The sequence below is a fragment of the Algicola sagamiensis DSM 14643 genome (assembly GCF_000374485.1).
Taxonomy (GTDB): domain Bacteria; phylum Pseudomonadota; class Gammaproteobacteria; order Enterobacterales; family Alteromonadaceae; genus Algicola; species Algicola sagamiensis.
In genome coordinates, this window is sequence record NZ_KB894509.1 from 15796 (window position 1) to 31853 (window position 16058).

General features: G+C 42.2%; 28 protein-coding genes. 11 read left to right on the top strand and 17 right to left on the bottom strand.

Going from position 1 to position 16058, the window contains the following annotated elements; genetic code table 11:
* Window positions 1-23 precede the first annotated feature (23 nt).
* The gene (gene yjgA, locus C505_RS0118915; RefSeq protein ID WP_245556379.1) at window positions 24-581 is read right to left on the bottom strand and encodes a ribosome biogenesis factor YjgA; all 558 of its coding nucleotides are present in this window, start codon (window positions 579-581) and stop codon (window positions 24-26) included.
* A gap of 116 nt (window positions 582-697) precedes the next feature.
* Between yjgA and pmbA the strand changes: the two genes are divergently transcribed.
* Window positions 698-2044 (top strand): metalloprotease PmbA, encoded by a 1347-nt coding sequence (gene pmbA / locus C505_RS0118920; protein WP_026318093.1) that lies wholly within the window; start codon window positions 698-700, stop codon window positions 2042-2044.
* A gap of 258 nt (window positions 2045-2302) precedes the next feature.
* Here pmbA and C505_RS0118930 read toward each other — a convergent pair whose 3' ends face one another.
* Window positions 2303-3817: a Ppx/GppA phosphatase family protein gene (locus tag C505_RS0118930; protein WP_018694214.1), complete on the bottom strand. Its 1515-nt coding sequence runs from the start codon at window positions 3815-3817 to the stop codon at window positions 2303-2305.
* A 262-nt stretch (window positions 3818-4079) separates the two neighbouring features.
* On the opposite strand from C505_RS0118930, the gene C505_RS0118935 reads away from it, so the two are divergent.
* On the top strand, window positions 4080-5294 hold the full coding sequence (locus C505_RS0118935; protein ID WP_018694215.1) for a tyrosine-type recombinase/integrase: 1215 nt from the start codon (window positions 4080-4082) through the stop codon (window positions 5292-5294).
* Here C505_RS0118935 and C505_RS0118940 read toward each other — a convergent pair.
* The 14 genes from C505_RS0118940 to C505_RS0119005 all read right to left on the bottom strand — a co-directional run bounded on the left by C505_RS0118940 (window position 5291) and on the right by C505_RS0119005 (window position 11211).
* Window positions 5291-5581, bottom strand: coding sequence for a hypothetical protein (locus C505_RS0118940; RefSeq protein WP_018694216.1), 291 nt, complete (start codon window positions 5579-5581; stop codon window positions 5291-5293). The two genes, C505_RS0118935 and C505_RS0118940, sit on opposite strands and share 4 nt — an antisense overlap.
* An 11-nt stretch (window positions 5582-5592) precedes the next feature.
* A complete protein-coding gene (locus tag C505_RS22970) occupies window positions 5593-5871 on the bottom strand; it encodes a helix-turn-helix domain-containing protein (protein ID WP_157369211.1) in 279 nt (92 codons plus the stop codon).
* Window positions 5871-6383 carry a hypothetical protein gene (locus C505_RS0118950; RefSeq protein ID WP_018694218.1) on the bottom strand — a complete coding sequence of 171 codons (513 nt, stop codon included), beginning with the start codon at window positions 6381-6383 and terminating at the stop codon, window positions 5871-5873. Before C505_RS0118950 ends, C505_RS22970 begins: the two co-directional genes overlap by 1 nt.
* An 11-nt stretch (window positions 6384-6394) precedes the next feature.
* Entirely contained in the window at window positions 6395-6586 is a 192-nt protein-coding gene (locus C505_RS24130; protein WP_018694322.1) for a hypothetical protein, read from the bottom strand.
* Window positions 6587-6599: 13 nt separating this feature from the next.
* Window positions 6600-6890, bottom strand: a complete 291-nt coding sequence (locus C505_RS24135; RefSeq protein ID WP_083938398.1) for a hypothetical protein — start codon at window positions 6888-6890, stop codon at window positions 6600-6602.
* Window positions 6878-7195, bottom strand: a complete 318-nt coding sequence (locus C505_RS0118960; protein WP_018694220.1) for a hypothetical protein — start codon at window positions 7193-7195, stop codon at window positions 6878-6880. The genes C505_RS24135 and C505_RS0118960 overlap by 13 nt, the downstream gene beginning before the upstream one ends.
* On the bottom strand, window positions 7183-7758 hold the full coding sequence (locus tag C505_RS0118965) for a hypothetical protein (protein ID WP_018694221.1): 576 nt from the start codon (window positions 7756-7758) through the stop codon (window positions 7183-7185). The genes C505_RS0118960 and C505_RS0118965 overlap by 13 nt, the downstream gene beginning before the upstream one ends.
* 17 nt (window positions 7759-7775) lie before the next feature.
* Window positions 7776-7946, bottom strand: coding sequence for a hypothetical protein (locus tag C505_RS24475; protein ID WP_018694222.1), 171 nt, complete (start codon window positions 7944-7946; stop codon window positions 7776-7778).
* Window positions 7930-8499, bottom strand: coding sequence for a phage N-6-adenine-methyltransferase (locus C505_RS0118975; protein WP_018694223.1), 570 nt, complete (start codon window positions 8497-8499; stop codon window positions 7930-7932). Before C505_RS0118975 ends, C505_RS24475 begins: the two co-directional genes overlap by 17 nt.
* Window positions 8496-8810, bottom strand: a complete 315-nt coding sequence (locus C505_RS0118980) for a hypothetical protein (RefSeq protein ID WP_018694224.1) — start codon at window positions 8808-8810, stop codon at window positions 8496-8498. The genes C505_RS0118975 and C505_RS0118980 overlap by 4 nt, the downstream gene beginning before the upstream one ends.
* A 9-nt stretch (window positions 8811-8819) precedes the next feature.
* Window positions 8820-9512 (bottom strand): hypothetical protein, encoded by a 693-nt coding sequence (locus C505_RS0118985; RefSeq protein WP_018694225.1) that lies wholly within the window; start codon window positions 9510-9512, stop codon window positions 8820-8822.
* Window positions 9513-9574: 62 nt separating this feature from the next.
* Window positions 9575-9862, bottom strand: a complete 288-nt coding sequence (locus C505_RS0118990) for a hypothetical protein (protein ID WP_018694226.1) — start codon at window positions 9860-9862, stop codon at window positions 9575-9577.
* Window positions 9863-10096: 234 nt separating this feature from the next.
* Window positions 10097-10387, bottom strand: coding sequence for a hypothetical protein (locus C505_RS0119000; RefSeq protein WP_018694228.1), 291 nt, complete (start codon window positions 10385-10387; stop codon window positions 10097-10099).
* Window positions 10384-11211: a 3'-5' exonuclease gene (locus C505_RS0119005; protein ID WP_018694229.1), complete on the bottom strand. Its 828-nt coding sequence runs from the start codon at window positions 11209-11211 to the stop codon at window positions 10384-10386. The genes C505_RS0119000 and C505_RS0119005 overlap by 4 nt, the downstream gene beginning before the upstream one ends.
* Before the next feature lie 340 nt (window positions 11212-11551).
* Here C505_RS0119005 and C505_RS0119010 point away from each other — a divergent pair, with 340 nt between their 5' ends.
* The gene (locus C505_RS0119010; protein ID WP_018694230.1) at window positions 11552-11758 is read left to right on the top strand and encodes a hypothetical protein; all 207 of its coding nucleotides are present in this window, start codon (window positions 11552-11554) and stop codon (window positions 11756-11758) included.
* A gap of 577 nt (window positions 11759-12335) precedes the next feature.
* Window positions 12336-12647 (top strand): hypothetical protein, encoded by a 312-nt coding sequence (locus C505_RS0119020; RefSeq protein WP_018694232.1) that lies wholly within the window; start codon window positions 12336-12338, stop codon window positions 12645-12647.
* 241 nt (window positions 12648-12888) lie between these two features.
* Here C505_RS0119020 and C505_RS23925 read toward each other — a convergent pair whose 3' ends face one another.
* Window positions 12889-13368, bottom strand: coding sequence for a helix-turn-helix domain-containing protein (locus C505_RS23925; RefSeq protein WP_018694234.1), 480 nt, complete (start codon window positions 13366-13368; stop codon window positions 12889-12891).
* Between the two features lie 124 nt (window positions 13369-13492).
* Between C505_RS23925 and C505_RS0119035 the strand changes: the two genes are divergently transcribed.
* The 7 genes from C505_RS0119035 to C505_RS24600 are packed head-to-tail and all read left to right on the top strand — an operon-like array spanning window position 13493 to window position 16052.
* Window positions 13493-13705: a helix-turn-helix domain-containing protein gene (locus C505_RS0119035; RefSeq protein WP_018694235.1), complete on the top strand. Its 213-nt coding sequence runs from the start codon at window positions 13493-13495 to the stop codon at window positions 13703-13705.
* Window positions 13632-14663 (top strand): helix-turn-helix domain-containing protein, encoded by a 1032-nt coding sequence (locus C505_RS23930; protein WP_169337072.1) that lies wholly within the window; start codon window positions 13632-13634, stop codon window positions 14661-14663. Before C505_RS0119035 ends, C505_RS23930 begins: the two co-directional genes overlap by 74 nt.
* Window positions 14617-15072: a hypothetical protein gene (locus C505_RS0119045; RefSeq protein WP_157369209.1), complete on the top strand. Its 456-nt coding sequence runs from the start codon at window positions 14617-14619 to the stop codon at window positions 15070-15072. Before C505_RS23930 ends, C505_RS0119045 begins: the two co-directional genes overlap by 47 nt.
* Window positions 15069-15308 (top strand): hypothetical protein, encoded by a 240-nt coding sequence (locus C505_RS0119050; RefSeq protein WP_018694238.1) that lies wholly within the window; start codon window positions 15069-15071, stop codon window positions 15306-15308. The genes C505_RS0119045 and C505_RS0119050 overlap by 4 nt, the downstream gene beginning before the upstream one ends.
* Window positions 15305-15598 (top strand): dATP/dGTP diphosphohydrolase domain-containing protein, encoded by a 294-nt coding sequence (locus tag C505_RS22990; protein WP_018694239.1) that lies wholly within the window; start codon window positions 15305-15307, stop codon window positions 15596-15598. The genes C505_RS0119050 and C505_RS22990 overlap by 4 nt, the downstream gene beginning before the upstream one ends.
* The gene (locus tag C505_RS0119060) at window positions 15595-15912 is read left to right on the top strand and encodes a hypothetical protein (protein WP_018694240.1); all 318 of its coding nucleotides are present in this window, start codon (window positions 15595-15597) and stop codon (window positions 15910-15912) included. Before C505_RS22990 ends, C505_RS0119060 begins: the two co-directional genes overlap by 4 nt.
* A complete protein-coding gene (locus C505_RS24600) occupies window positions 15909-16052 on the top strand; it encodes a hypothetical protein (RefSeq protein ID WP_018694241.1) in 144 nt (47 codons plus the stop codon). Before C505_RS0119060 ends, C505_RS24600 begins: the two co-directional genes overlap by 4 nt.
* Window positions 16053-16058 lie beyond the last annotated feature (6 nt).

Genomic DNA, 16058 nt, shown 5'->3' on the forward strand with positions numbered 1-16058 from the left:
CAAAGAGAAAAGGACAGACTGGATTATTCTGTTAATTCAGCTTTGAGATATTGGAATAATTCCCGATACGCCTTTGGGGGTTTCTCAAGCTGCTGTTCTTTTTGTGCCTGTTTGACGAGCTGGCGTAGTTTTTGGCGCTCGAGTTGGTGATACTGCCCAACGATTTCGTTAATCGCCTTATCGCCATCTTTGATGAGCGCGTCGCGCATTGCTTCCAATTTATGCAACTCTTTATTCGCTGCGTTTTCTTTATTCAGGATCACATTGAGTGCTTGCTGTAGTGGCTCTGGATCCCGTCCACGCATCAGCTTGCCAATATATTGAAGTTGTCTTCGATAGCCTTCTGATTTTTTGCGAATTTTTTCAAGCTCATCAAAAGCAGCGGCTAAAATGTCATCCATGGGAATGGTTTCGCGCTTGCCTTTGCTGAGCTTACTGATTTCAACGCCAAGCGATTGAAGCTCATGCATTTCTTTTTTTCGTTGAGTTTTACTCTTATATTCTTCTTCGTGTTCCGATTGAAAATCTTCTGATCCTGTCATAGCGCCATATATCGTTGTAATACTTTCATCTAATCTCACTAGTATACCCAATCCCCGCTCGATTTTCACAAAGCGAGCTATTTTTCATTGCGACGCCCGTCGGACTCAGTTGGTATGGTATGCTTAGGCAAACGAAAAAAAGCGATGAACTTGCCATGTCAGAAAGTTTAAAAAATATTCAAAATGAAATTGATGAGGTAAAAAATGCGGTTGAGCGTGTGCTAAAACTTGCAAAAGATCAGGGGGCAACATCCTGTGAAGCTGCGATTAGTCGTACACGAGGTTTATCAGTCTCAACACGCCTCAGTGAAGTAGAAACAGTCGAATTTAATCAAGACGGTGCTCTTGGTATCAGCGTGTATCACAATAATCGAAAAGGGACTGCATCGACATCTGACTTATCTGAAGATGCGTTGATCCGAACTGTAACAGCCGCAACAAATATCGCAAAATATACATCGGAAGATGAGTGTACCGGTGTTGCGGATAAAGACATGCTGGAAATGACTCCCAAAGATTTGGATTTGTTTCATCCGGAAGATATTTCACCAGAACAAGCGATCCGTATCTGTCAGCGAACAGAAGACGCAGCTTTCGCTTATGATAAGCGAATCAAGAATTCTGATGGTGCGAGCCTTTCTTCCCATTATGGTTTCCGCGTGTATGGCAATAGCCATGGGCAGATTGTGGGTTATCCAAGCTCTCGACATAGTGTGAGTTGCTCGGTGATTGGTCAAACTGAGAACGACATGCAGCGCGATTACGCCTATACCGTTTCTCGTCGCTTTGCAGGTTTAAAGAATGCAGAAGAAGTGGGAATAGAAGCCGCTAAAGAAGTCGTCACTCGAATGGAACCTCGCAAGATGGCAACCACCAAAGCACCGGTGATGTTTCGTGCCGATATTTCTAGTGGCTTATTTGGCCATTTAGTTGCTGCAATTAGCGGTGGCAATCTCTATCGCAAGTCAAGTTTCCTTCTCGACAAATGTGGTGAACAAGTCCTTGCAAACCATATCAACATTCATGAAGAACCACACTTGCAACGTGGTTTAGCGAGTTCACCATTCGACTCAGAAGGTGTTCGCACACACCCGCGGAAAATTATTGAATCCGGTCATTTACAAACCTATTTGACCACGTCTTACTCTGCCAGAAAGCTTGGTTTAGACATGACGGGTCATGCTGGTGGTATTCACAACTGGTTTGTTGATCCGACACTTGGCGGTTTTGAAGCTTGCTTGAAAGAGCTAGGTACCGGCTTACTCGTCACGGAACTCATGGGGCAAGGTGTGAATATTGTGACAGGAGATTATTCTCGTGGCGCAGCTGGTTTTTGGGTCGAAAATGGTGAGATCCAATACCCCGTCAGTGAAATCACGATTGCTGGAAACCTCAATGATATGTTCTTGAATATGGTTGGGGTCGGTGAAGATGTGGATAACCGCGGCTCGATTTGCACAGGTTCCATATTACTTGAAAGTATGCAGATAGCGGGTAGTTAAACGGAATGACTTCAGCTGATGATTATCAGCTGAAGTTGTATGATTTATAAATGTAATTTCAATCTTGTATGAGAATCGACAAACCCAAGACGATGGTAAAATGAGATAGCTTCGAATACTTTCTCATATGATTGGGGAAGTGGATTCGAATTTTGCGCTCTTTGCGCGCTCAGAGGGTCATCAGCAAGCATGTCGATCAGCGCTGATAAATCTTGCTTGATTGCTAAACATCTTGTTTCATACAATTCCCTAAAAATTTCAGTGGATACCTTGTAAATATAAGCGGATACCCATGCGGTTGAGTTGTTCTTTTTCTTGCTCAAGTCCTTCCCGAAGAATGGGGTGTGATTCGAGCCAGGATTGTGGCATTTTCAAGGTTAATTTTTGTTGTGAATATTGCACTTGAAATTCCGGTAAGATTTCATCTTTTCGTTTTTGATTGAGTAAAATTGCCAGACGCAAAATACAGATCATGCGATGGACTTGAACCCCATCAAAAATATTAAATAATGGGATCTCTTCTGGTCGGATTTTTTTCTTATAAAAACGAACGAGTGTGGCAAGTAGCAGCTGTTCTTCCTGATTAAAGCCGGGCAAGTTACTATTTCGAATAATATAGCTGGAGTGGCGATGAACACCAGAAGAATTGATATGTAATCCAACTTCATGCAGGATTGCTGCCCATTCCAAAAGTGATTGGAACTCAGGGTTATCTAACTGCCACGCCTGCTTCAGTTGTTCAAAAAGTTGTGCTGTTGTTTCAAGTACTCGTTTTGCATGAGATGTATCGATATGATAATGCTGGATCAAACTTTCTACTGTTCGTTGACGAATATCATGATGGCGCATGCGCTCTTCCATTTCATACATTACACCTTCGCGCAGTGCCACATCAGAATAATTGATTGAATCTATCTCGAACTGTTTGAAGATGGCAATCAGAATGGCGAGTCCGGCACAGATCACGGGTTTGCGGTCATCGTTCAGTCCAGGAATGTCCAGATCATCCACATGGCTAGCAGAAATCAACTGTTGTTTAACATTCAGTAGATTCGACATCGTGAGTCTTTGTGTATTTTCTGCTTCGCAAATGGCTTTAATCGTTCCAGAGGATCCAAAGCAGTCCTCCCAACCTATCGAAAGGAAATGTTGTTGAATGTGTTCGAGCTTGGTGCCTGCTTCCAATATGGCTGCTTCAAATCTTTTTTTAGTGATTTGTCCGTTTTTAAAAAAAGCTTGGGTAAAGCTAACACAACCCATGTTTAATGAACTGACAGCAATGGTCTGAAATCCTTGACCTAAGACTAATTCAGTACTTCCGCCACCAATGTCTATCACCAAGCGCTTTTCATCGCCGTGAATATGATGGGCGATCCCTTGATAAATCAGTCGCGCTTCTTCCTGGCCGGAGATAACTTCAATCGGAAAAGGAAAGACATCTTTGGCCCTGAGTAGGAATGCATCTGCATTGGTAGCAGCACGTAATGTGTACGTTCCAACGACACGGACTTGTGAGGGCGGTAGGTTTGATAGTGTGGTCGAGAATGCTTTGAGGGTTTCTAAACCTAGCGCCATCGATGATTCGCAAAGAATATTACGTTCATCCAGGCCTAAGGCAAGTTGGACTTTTTGTTTTTCTCGATGAAGAATTTGTATCGTGCCATTCACCACTCTGGCAAGGATAAGATGAAAACTATTCGACCCTAAATCAACCGCAGCAATCGTATCGTCTTTCCTTTCGATTCGGCTTAATAATTCTTTTTTAATCAACATATTTCAGTGAGTTAGCACGTAGACTTTTTATCGGTATATAGGAATAGCATAGTCGATGCTATCACAACGGTATATTACATCTTAACAAACATAGCTAGTAACAATAAAATTTAATTACTATTCATATATTTATATCAATTTTGCTGAGTTGTATTGTAACATACAACGATACTCAAATATGTACCAAAAAGTCGATTTGTGTACCAAATCGCGTCCTAAAATCAGTTATTATTGTGGCATGTATTAATTAAAAGGATGTGTTATGTCATTAACGGTTTTGAAGTTAAAAAGTTTGCATGGCAAACCATATGAAGGAAAGCCAGAAATTTCTGATGGTGATGGGCTCTCCATTAGAATTTCCCCAAAAGGAAAAATTGCGTTTCAATTTCGGTATCGGTTTGGTGGTAAGCCAGCACGTATCAAATTAGGTGATTATCCATATATGGGTCTAAGTGATGCCAGAAATAAAAGGGATGAATACCTAAACCAATTATCAAATGGAAAAGATCCTCGCAGCGTAAGAGCTATCCAACTTATAAGAAGAGAATCAGTATCTCTTGATGATTGTATTGATTTTTGGAATAAATCTTATTGCTCTTTAAAAAGAAAAAACAGTAAAGCAACTTACAGAAGGATTGTAAAACGAATTGATAAAAAATGGCTTGATGTTTGTGTGAATGAACTCGACGTTACAGATTTTTCACGGCTATTTTCCCATATAGCGAAACGTCATCGTGAAGATAAAGCTTCTTCTGTTGCCACTGCGGCTCTAACAGAGCTTCGATCAGTTCTTAGATATTGCGTTAGGCAAGGAAAGATTGAGAATACCAGTTTCGAAGGTTTAAAACTTAGTGATTATGCTGAAAAGCCGCCATCACGAGACAGGGTACTAAATGATTCAGAGATAGGCATGCTTTGGATTCATTCTGAAGAAGTGCTATCAATGGAACAACTCATTGCATTGAGAATGACTATTGTATTTGGATGCAGAAGAGGCGAGCTTGTTACTGCCAGAAAATCTGATTTCAATACAGATGAGCTAGTGTGGACAATTCCCAAAGAGCATACAAAAACAAATAAAGTAATAAAGCGCCCGATCCCTGCTTCAGTTGAGCCGTTAATCAGTGACTGGATTGATAGTCAGAAAGGCTCTCCTTGGTTTTTCCCTAACAAGAAAAACGAAAATCATATATCACCTAAACCTTTGGCAAATATCCCTGGAAAATGTGAAAAGTATCTAGGTATAGAAGACTTTGTATTACATGATTTTAGACGAACAATATCGACGAGATTAACTGACTTTGGTTGTCCAATTTATATTACTGAGAAAATATTAGGTCACCACCTAGGCGGGATCATGGCTGTCTACAACAAATCTGAAATGCTGGATGAAATGGCTAAATGGCTTGATGTTTGGGTTGATCACATTGCTAAATGTGTCGATGACGTGAAACATAAAAATCCAAGGGCTGCTTAAGTGCAGCCTTGGTGCTCAATGACTTTGCCTCTACCCAAATCATTTTCCCACTGGGCTATATCTTCTTTTAAATAGCGGTTAGGATTACCGTATATTTTGGGCTTTGGAAACCCTCTTAACTTCTGCCAGCGACTAAGTGTTGGAGCTGTGATCCCGTACATTTGCAGCACATCTCTGGTGGTACAATAGCGGCAATGTACAGGTAAAGTGATCCTCTTCTTCGGTCGTGGCTGACTGACTTGGTAGCTACCGAACTGATAGCTTTGGTGTATTACTGGATAATCCATCGTTAAATCTCCTAACTCGCTTTATCAATCGTTTCATTTAGGCCAGCACACAACATCAATTCATGTGTGCCGTTTGCGTCTAATTCAAAGTACTCAGCAATGCGGTGTATCATGCTTTCCGTAACCTCGATTCTTCCAAGTTCAATACCGCTCAGATAACTTGAGGTGAGCTGGAGATCCTTAGCCATGATCCCCAAATGGATCCCTTTCTGAACCCTCATATGGCCTAGCATTTTGCCGAGCTTGGTTTTCTTCATTTGAGAGGTGCTTAACCAGTTTGGTGTGCTCATCATGCTACCTCCATCTCTTGGTAGATTGACCAAGCTCCACTTATTACAGCCTGAAAGATTTTCCGTTCGTAGAGGTAGTGCCAATTATCTCTATGGGGGACTGCGTGGTGATCACCTCCATATATGCGAGCTATAAGCTTTTCATTCTCTGCTAGCCAAATACAAACAAACTGCTTAAAACTGACACTGTAAAGCTTTCTTGCTGTTATTCGGTCCAGTTTCTTATTACGTCTGAGGTGTAGGATATCTGATTGAACCTTTTCACCATCAATAATGAATTGCTCAGAACCACTCAAGTAAGCTTGCAAGTATTCCACATTCATAGAGCTGATAGTTTCAATAAATGATGATTCTTCCGACCATACTAAATGACATGTCCAAACTTCATAAGAGCACTTCACCATGAGCTTTCCAGAACTCTGGCCTAGATCCTCTAAAATCACCGTTATCGGCTCAATCCCTTCAATATTAGAGATGTGTATTTTCGTTACTTGAGATGTTTCGACTTTCATCAGTTCGCGCCCTATATTCGGTATTCGTCTATTAGCTTTCCAAGCTTCTCAGCGAATTCATTACGACTTGCCCCGCATATGTAGAAGTGGCCGGATAATTCGACGGATGTGTCCTGTTCTTCCTGGTCAATCACTTCAATTTCGTATTCCATGTATACATTGTGCGAAGGCCGTAAACTCTCAACTTTTTTGGTTGGTTCCATGATGAATCTCCCTTTAAACACGCTTGGATGTAAGAAACAATATGCCCATTTGTTGTCTGATAGCTTCATTAGCGCATTGCAAGAATGGGCTATCATCATCCATTTCTTCTCTATGCACCGCCCATGAGCATTTAGAACATTCGACACCGCAGCAGCCATCGCTTTGAAGTACGTTTTCAATGATACGTTTAACAAGCTTGCCGTTTTTGCTGATCTCGAATGTGACCTGAGCATCCAAATCAGCCCACGCTTTTATAGTTGAATTGCATTCTGGGCATGAGAAGTTGTTTTTTAGCTTTGGCATGTCTCATCCTCCACCTTCTTCCCAAAATATGCATAAGGCCCATCCTCATCATGAAACTTCGCGAGCAAGGTTGCGCCGCGAGGAACACGAGGTTTCCATAAAGAGATATCCAGACTGCCTTTATCAAACACCTCATCAAGGAGCGCTTTGTCCTTACAGGTGCTTTCCATCCAAACTCCAGTGACCTGAATACCGTTTTCATTCCCCCATTGGGTGAGAGAATCGTGGTCGAACTCTTTTGGGATATCCGGGTGAAAGTAGATACCGAATTTGTTTGTGTATTCTGCTTCATTTACTTGTCGCATGGTATTTCTCCAATTAAGAGTGGATCCAGATTTACAGCGATATTTGAAGGGAAATAGCTAATGGGTTTGTTCTTCCTCAGTGCTGCGTTTAACTTCTCCACTAAATCCATGCACTCGTTGCTGAGAACTTCATCGGCATAGCTGTCCTCTGCCAGAACATCAGTAAGGTGTTCATCTATGTCGATTTCACCTGGGAAACAAGGTTTGCATATATAAAGCCGTAAACTCTCAAGTGTTTCACGGTTTTCAGAAGTGAGCTCTGAGAATTGCTCAGGGTAGAAAAAGTGATCTGTTTTTTCTGAATAAATAACATCATTCGGATAAACATCGCGCTTTTCCGCGTTAAGGTACTTTTGGATCGCTTTCTGTTCTTCGCACTGATCGCAATATATCCAATCACTCACATCATTAGAGCACTCATCGATTTTACACGGACGAATATTACTTGTGATCATCCTTGCTCCATGCTCATCAAACCCCAGAAACCGCTCGCCATGAAACCAAGCTTTGACTTCCCTTTGCTCAATCGGTGCATCGTTATAATGAATTTGGTTATTACTCATTATTCTTTCCTTCATAGTCAAATGGTCACAAAGATGTTGGACAGCATGTATTGCTGCTGATAGAGCATGTTTTGCAGCACAATTGGGTTGTCGGCCTGTTTGCACTCATGCTCATATGGCTTTGTATCAAGCGTTTCCTTGTGCTGGCTGACCAATTTATCCATGGGTAATTCAAGCGGCTTGTTCATCGTTTTCCTCCATGATGTCGTTTGCGATGGCTTCTAGGAGTCCACGTTCAATTTGAACCGTATGGGGCTTGCTGGTGGGTGCGAGCCATGGATCGAACAAAAAGAGGGCTGAGCCTTGGGTATTCCCATGCACCCGCTTTTTCGATTCAGCGTTGATAAAAGAAATACGCCCTTTGGTGATCCGAAGAACATTCACACCCGATTGAGGCCACCAACCGACAGAAGCGGTATCTGGCACCAACATGACGGTGAAGACGCCTTTTGCTTGTTGCTCTTTCGCTTTATCAACCCAGGGCTGAATATTGGAGTAGGGTGGATTGACCCAGACTTTCTTATCCTGGTGTCCATCCGAGTCCAACAGTGCAAACCAATCAATGGACAATGCGTTGTCTTTTTCGCTCAGGAACCTGTGGCACTTTTTGTTTTTATCACTGGCGGCAGCATCCAATTGAAAGGGGCCGTAGATTTCATCCAATGCGACAAACAGCCAAGGGGGTGTTTCCCACAGGTCACGGATAGATGGCTCAGTTTTTGATTGGTGGCTGAGGCTCATAACGCACCTACCACAACTTTATCTAATGAATGAAGCTGAGAAATCTGTACCGGCTTTGTTTGACCTGAGATCCAAATCACATTTTGACGGTCTCTATTTCTCCATGCAGGGGAATGCAGTGTGACGAATTCAATCTCATCACCGTGTTGATAGGCCATCCGTTCCCCCTGATCATGCGTCATATTGAATTCACAGAGGATCAAGCGATCGATGAGTTGCTTGCGTGTGATCACTTCGGCGTTTTTCCTCTGTTCTGATACATAAGCGGGGAATAGTCGTGTTTTGTGAGCACTTATCGTGATAGCTTCCATGATTTCCCCTCACTCGTAGTCCCAGATATACAAATCCTCACCATAGGCGTCATCAATCCCGGTGATCATGGTTTTTCGACAGTAAAGCTTGTAGAAATACTGTGTTAGGGTGTACAAGTCGCTTGAGTTAGCCGCTTTATCTGTGGCCGCTGTCGTATTCTCTCGTACTGAATAGATGTAGTAGCTGTTTGAATGAGCAGCTCTATCCAGAGAAAGGTGGATATCTTCAAAATCACACCCAGGGTGCTTGAGTGTCAGGTATGTAAAGTCACAAGTTCCTCGTCTCCATTCGAGGGTGATCTCGCTTTCTTGTTCAGACTCAGCATCACTTCGCCATCTGGTGGTGATCTCTTTAAACACCTCATGAATGTGAATTGCTTCAGGTGCAGCACCCATCTTTTCACTCAATAACCGAAGGACCTGTTGCTTGCCTTCCGTTTCAAGGATTTCATTGAGAGTTTCGTTCACGCAATCTGCGAGAAAGTTGTTGTACTCAGGGAGACTGACCTGCTCTAATGACAAAGCCATTGTTTTGTTGACTAATGATCCAAGTGCTTTGCCAAACTCACCATATGAGCGCATGGATTTATCGACGACTTCCTGCACTGTTTTTTCGAGGGCTTTTCTCAGCATGCATTCAAGTGTCCCATCAGCAATCATTTCGTTCATTTTATTGGTGACAACATCTTGCAGTTCTTTCATTGTTCTTATCCTTCAAATTTGAAAAATGGCGGGGAACGCCCCGCGTCTAAACAATCGACAGCTTAATTCGTCACCCACGGCTTTGAGTTCATTGAAAACTTGGTTGATTTTTCAATGAGGCCGTCACCGTTCAAATGGTGTTCTCGTTGCTCAACCTCTTCGATCTGAAACATTTCTTTCAGATTTGGGAATGGAAGATCAGAGGTAACCGTGAGTTTGAATACTTGGTCATCATCAGGAGTAATGTTTAACCCTTGAACGTTAACCCCGGCACCTTTACCGACCATTTGGATCATGAGCCCCAGTTCTTCATGTGAAATATCGGTTGAATGGATAGCTGTTTTCTTCATCGTTATTCGTCCTTTATCAGTTCTCGAAATTGTTTTACGCCGATTTAACGGCATTCAATGGATGTAGATATCCCACCTCAATAGGCTGACGATGGCCTGAGATATGGACGTATGTTTTTCCGTTGCTGGACTCCCAGGCGGCAGTGCGAATGGTGGTGAACTCCACACACCCTGAATAAGGCTTGAATAGGATTTCGTCGCCTGGACTAAATTGGGCATTGAATTGTTTACTGTTCATGCTGAAACGCCTTCTTTCTTTTGGAATTTACGTCCACAAAAACAGCAGTGGCTTGCGAGCATATGTGTTGTGAAATGATTCTTTTTGGAGTAAGGCGTCCCGTCCTTCTTAGTTTTACGGTAGCTACATGTGATCGCGGGGTTAGATGGCGCTGTTTCGGTATCCGAGAAAATATAAGCGCTATCATTCCAATAAATTTCAACATGAGTGGCACCTTCAGGAAGCTCTTGCTGGATCATCTCGGTTCTGGTTTTCAAAATATCTTCGAAGCATGTGCAGGTGTTCATGCGGCCACCTCTGGACGTTGTTCAAGGGAGAACTCCCAGCCTGGGGTGGGTTTTAATTGAGTTGAAGGCGAGCCGAATACCATGTCGCCACCATCCCGCCAAACAAGGCCATACCGCTGGGGCTTATTCATGAAATACAGCCAGCTTCCATCCGCATTTCTTGCGCGCCATTTGAAATTATCGGGCGCTTCTTCCCAAGTCGGAGTGGGCTTTTCAAGGCACAAGAATGCATGGAAGATATTCAGTAATACCTTTGCTTCATGACGTGCATCATGAAGGGCGTGGTGTTTGGTTCCTTCAAATGGGATATCGTATTTTGGGTCAATCCCCAGAATAAGTCGGCCTAACCAGACTGCGGTGCGAAGGGATTGATTGCCTGAGAACTCCCAAGATGGAGAAAAAAGGACCTTTTTGAAGGCTGTTTGCAGAATGACATTATCAAAATCGCAGCCATTGCCCATTAGTTGTATTGTTGAGGGGTCAACAAAGTGCTTGATGAGAAAGTTATTGAACTCAATTAATGCCAGTTCAAATTGGCCACTTTCTTTGATTGAGTTAGATTTTTCGTACTCTTTCCATGCCGCGGGGTTTGTCTCTTTTTGTTCTTCCCACCAGCGAACTGTGCTTGGCATTGCATCTCTGTTGTAAATGGCTTGGTAGTAGGTGTCCGTTACACGGTAAAATTCATCAACGGTTTCTTGGGTAAAGAGGTTTACAATGACGCAGCCGATAGAGACGATGGCTGCATTGGGCTGTGTACTGAGTGTTTCAATGTCCACGACAGCCACGAGTGGCGAGATTTTTAATTCATTGAGTGTTTTCATTCTTTTATTCCTTCAATAAAGGCGGTACTGCTCAATCTGCCAAGGTCAAAGTTTGTTTATTTACACTTTCAACAACAAAAGTTGTTTAGGTTGTTTTAATGGTTGATCATGGTGTTTAAATTGTCAATAGAGTTGTTGTAAAAATATATTTATGTAGTATTTTAAGTTGTGGATGTTGATGGAATTGTTTAGTTCTAAGATTGTTTTTATTGTGAAAATAAGTCCTTAGGTATTACCTTTCATGGGTAATTATGGTAAATATAAACTTAGGTTTTATTTACTTGTGCCCTGACTTATTGCAGGGTATTAGGTTCTTTTTTGGCTATGGGAAAGATTAGGTATGAGCTTATTGGATAAGTTTTTGGAAACCTCATCACGTGAGCAATCAACTCCGAATGACTTACCATCCATTGATATTGTTTCTTCTGAAGAAATCGAAGTTATTTCAGGAGGAAAGAAACAGGCGCATGCGATGGTATACAGTCGATTACAACAAAATGATTCGTCTCCTTCGGATATTTGGGGGGGGGATGGTACTGAGCCTTAATAAAAACGATGAGAATGATTATGGATGGAATTAGCCTTTATCTTTTTAAGATCAGTGAGTATTTAAATATAGTTCAAGTTGTCATTACTTTGACATTTATCTATTTGACTAAACGGAAGATATTTGATCTGTTGAAAGGACATGGAACACCAAAAGAATCGGTTATTCTTTCTTCTTTTATATGCTTATTCTTAAATATGGTAACTTTCCCTTCGTTTTCTTTTATGAACGAAGCGATTCTTTCTCTTGAAATGCCGATAGAAACTAAAAGAGTGCTGCATTACTTGTGTCATACATTTTCAATGCTTTTCTATCTTTTGCTTATGTCGTATTTCCATATTTTGTACAGAATAAGATTTAGTCAATACTCCCTTCTTTGTAGTGTTTTAGCTTTCGTTGTTTCAGTGTTACAAGTATCTAGATATTTTGATCGGATGGTATTTGAAACAAATCAACTAGGCTTCATTTATAAGGTAGGGATTGTCGCAGTGGGTATTATGATTGTTTTTTGTGGGTTTATTTACGTTGGATTTTTAGCGTATCTACGGATCAAGCCACTTGTACTAAGGAGTTTATAATGCAGAATCCTGAGATTAATATCCTTTTCATTGGGTTGTTAGTGTTGACCGTGTTGATTCTACTTATGATCGTAAGGCACTTTAAGCAGGGAGTGTCATTGTCCCCCCCCAAAATAAGGAGTATTTACTGTTCAAATCAATACATTTCATCCTTAGTTTCGTTAATTGAGGATGCTCTTGAGACAGATCAGCAGATGCTGGAAGTTGATTTGGATATAGATAAAGTGTCTGAAAAACATATTAGATGGAAGAATGATGCAAATAAAAAAATAAAAGAATACAAAAACTTTTTAGGAAACAGTCAAGTTTAGAGAGGTGCATATGGTTGAGGAAATAAAATTAAAACTAACCGAAAATGAGTTGAGTCAAAAAGAAATTTCGGACATCTCAGGGGCTATGAAATGCCAAGGTAATCAATCCTTAATTGACAGTAGAAGTGAATCCATTAGGTTAGAATATAGGTACCTTGATGGGATTGGAGGAAATGGGTTAGATCACTAACCGATAGCTTCCCTCTAGTACCATCAATACTGGAGGGAAGTTATACAACAACTAAGAGTTTTTAGCTTCATCGTATGCCATTTCAATAGCTACTGAAAGGTAGTCACCACCTAATCGAGTCACTAAACATGCTTTCATTGCGTGTTTAATCAATTCACTATCTTTTATTGCATCGACGTTTGGATCGTCATTTCGCCTGATTTTCACACTTCTGATTGATTTTACAGCTTCATCAAAACATTCTAGAGCTAAATCTGCAACTTTGTTAGCATCGAATGACTGCTCTGGCTTAGGAACTTCAGATAGTTCATTTGGGGAACCTTTACCTTCCCTTAGGTACTTTTCAGAAATACTCAGTATCTCTGCTATTTCAGGTAGTACTTTAGTTCTAGTTATATCTCCATTTTCTAACTTTTGGATCGTTTGCTGGCTTACACCAGCTTTTTCTCCCAACTCTTTTTGAGATATTTTTTTTCGTTCTCTGTAGTAACGAACGCGGTCTCCAATAGTTTCCACAAGTGACAATTGCATTAGTTGTTTCTCATTCCTCAGATATTACCCCCTATGTTGTAGTATGACAAACAACTTTAGGTGTTGACAAATTTTTATTTAAACACTATTTTGCTAGTTAAAATATATATAAAGTGTTTTTCTAATGTGTGACCCCCTAGAAAAAGCAATACAGAAAGTTGGAAGTCAAACAGCACTAGCGAAGGTTCTAAACAAAAAACAGGGACATGTTTGGAATTGGTTAAACAGAGACAAAAAGGTTCCGGCAGAGATGGTGATCCCAATTGAAAAGGTTTCTGGGGTATCCCGCCACGAACTCCGTCCCGACATTTACCCACTGCCTGAAAAACCCGGATAGCTCACTATTTGGCATCGTATCTCATCGTTTAAAAACAAGAACAAAGGTCAAAGAAATGAGCACTTTACTCTACGAATTTTCAGGGCAAGGCCAGAGCATTTCAATCTGTCGCCCATTTATCAAAATCACGGGCTCACTCCGCGATGCGTTGGTATTGGGTCAACTCGTCTTTTGGGCGGGCAATATGGAAAAATCCGGTCGAGCTTGGTTCTACAAACGCCATGAGGATCTTGCTGAGGAATGTGGTATCTCCGCAGATCAAGTCAAACGCGCAGTTTCTGAACTCAAGAAAAACGGATTTGTCAGCACAAAACGCATGAAAGCCAATGGCGCACCAACAACGCATTATCAAGTGCATTGCGACAAAATCAAACAGGATATCTATGCGCTAAGGCACGAAAACATTGGTTCGGACGAAACCGCACAATCAAATAGGCGAAATCGCCTAAACCAAAGTGCGGGATCGCCTAATGGAACAGGCGGAATCGCCTATTCCAAGGATTGTGCGAAATCGCCTAAACCATTAACAGACACTAACCAGATCAATAATACAGATCATAGATCTGCACTTAAGCCTAAAGATCCCGAACCTGACAAAGTGACACCCCAACAGCTCAACAGCGCGTTTAATGAGTTCTGGTCGGTTTATCCCAAACGCAAAGGCAAAGCGAATGCTAAATCAGCCTTTGCCAAACTCGCCAAGAACCGAACGAGCAACGAATTTAACGACTTGATCACACTGATCAACAACCACCTGACCCACCGCAGACAGTTTGATCCAGATTGGCTCAAAGACGGCGGTCAGTTCATTCCAAATCCATCGACCTTCCTGAACGGGGGCCGTTGGGAAGACGAGTATCAAACTGGAGACAGCCATCATGCAGCAGCTCAACAGCGTACTGGACAACACCATGAATTCAATCCGTTCGGCTTCGAACACCAACTCGCAAACTTCTAGCGGGCTGAGTGATCCGCAAAAGCAGGTGATCGTGGCGTTCACTTCACGGTTGAATGCTCTGTATGGTCAACGGTTTGTGAAGGCATTCCCAAGCGAAGAAACACGAAAGATCATGAGGCGAGAGTGGGGACCAAGGATCCTCCAGTTGAGCGCAGCGCAGATAAACCAAGGGTTTGAGGATTTAAAAGACCTGTTAGAGGAGAACCACGATGACTACCTGTGGCCGGATATCGGCCGGATCATCAACTTATTCCGTCATGGAAGACCAAGAAAAACCAAAGTCCCATGCCATGAATGGGGAAAGCCCTTCGCTTGCATCAGCAAACTGACATGGAAGGAGCAAAAAGAATTAGGCGAACAACAGATCGCGAATATTCGCCAGAAATTAAGACCACGGAGGGCAGGATGAAGAAGTTGACGACTCAAAAACAACGCGTCGCAGCAGTCTTATGCAGCTCACATTTTTACACACTGGAAGAAGCCAAACACGAGATCACACGTCGCTTTGGCAAAACGGATACAGAAGCGGCGATCAGTGCACGGTTTCGAGATCTAAAAAAGACTGGGCAATTCACGTGTTACAAACGCAAGCGTGAGTCGTACAAGAACCTTTGGGAATATCGATTGGAGCAAGTAGGCCAATGAAAACAGGCACCAAATTAGACCAAAACAAACTTGATCATTGGCTCGTCCCGGTGAAACCGATGAACGAAGTGATACGCGTATTGATGTTTGGCGCAAATAAGTATGCGCCAGATAACTGGCAAAAGATTTCAGATCCAAAGCAACGCTACTTTAACGCTTGCCTCCGCCATGTAAACCAATGGCGGGATGGTGAAATACACGATAAAGAAAGTGGTCGGCATCATCTAGCCCACGCGGTGAGCTGCTTGTTGTTTGTGTTGTGGTTTGAATTGAGGGGGGAAGGGAAATGATCAACCAAGACTATATAGAGCAACTCAGACTGGATTGTGAGTCGAACAAGATCATGTACGAATACAGCCGTCAAGAAGTAGAACATAAAGCCAGAGTGATCCGAGACCTCATCGCATTTCAAGACCGCTATCGCGTGGTTTTATATGTATTGACGATGGTTTTTATCATCTCATCACAGTTCACATGGGAACACTTCAAACTCATGGCGGTTATCTATGCGGGGATTGTTCTGTTTTTGGAAGCAGAGCTGAAGTCGTATGACGTGATCCGGATGTCCATTCAAGTCTGGTGGGAGGCAAGGAAGTGCTCATGAAAAAGGAAAAAGAACAGCGAGACTGTGCCACGTTGATGCAGCTTAGAAGATCAACAAGGAACTATAAGGTTGAGATATTTGTATTACGACTGCTTCTTGCTGCTGCGGTGGCTGTGTTTTTGATCCAGCAGGTGAGTTGAACAATG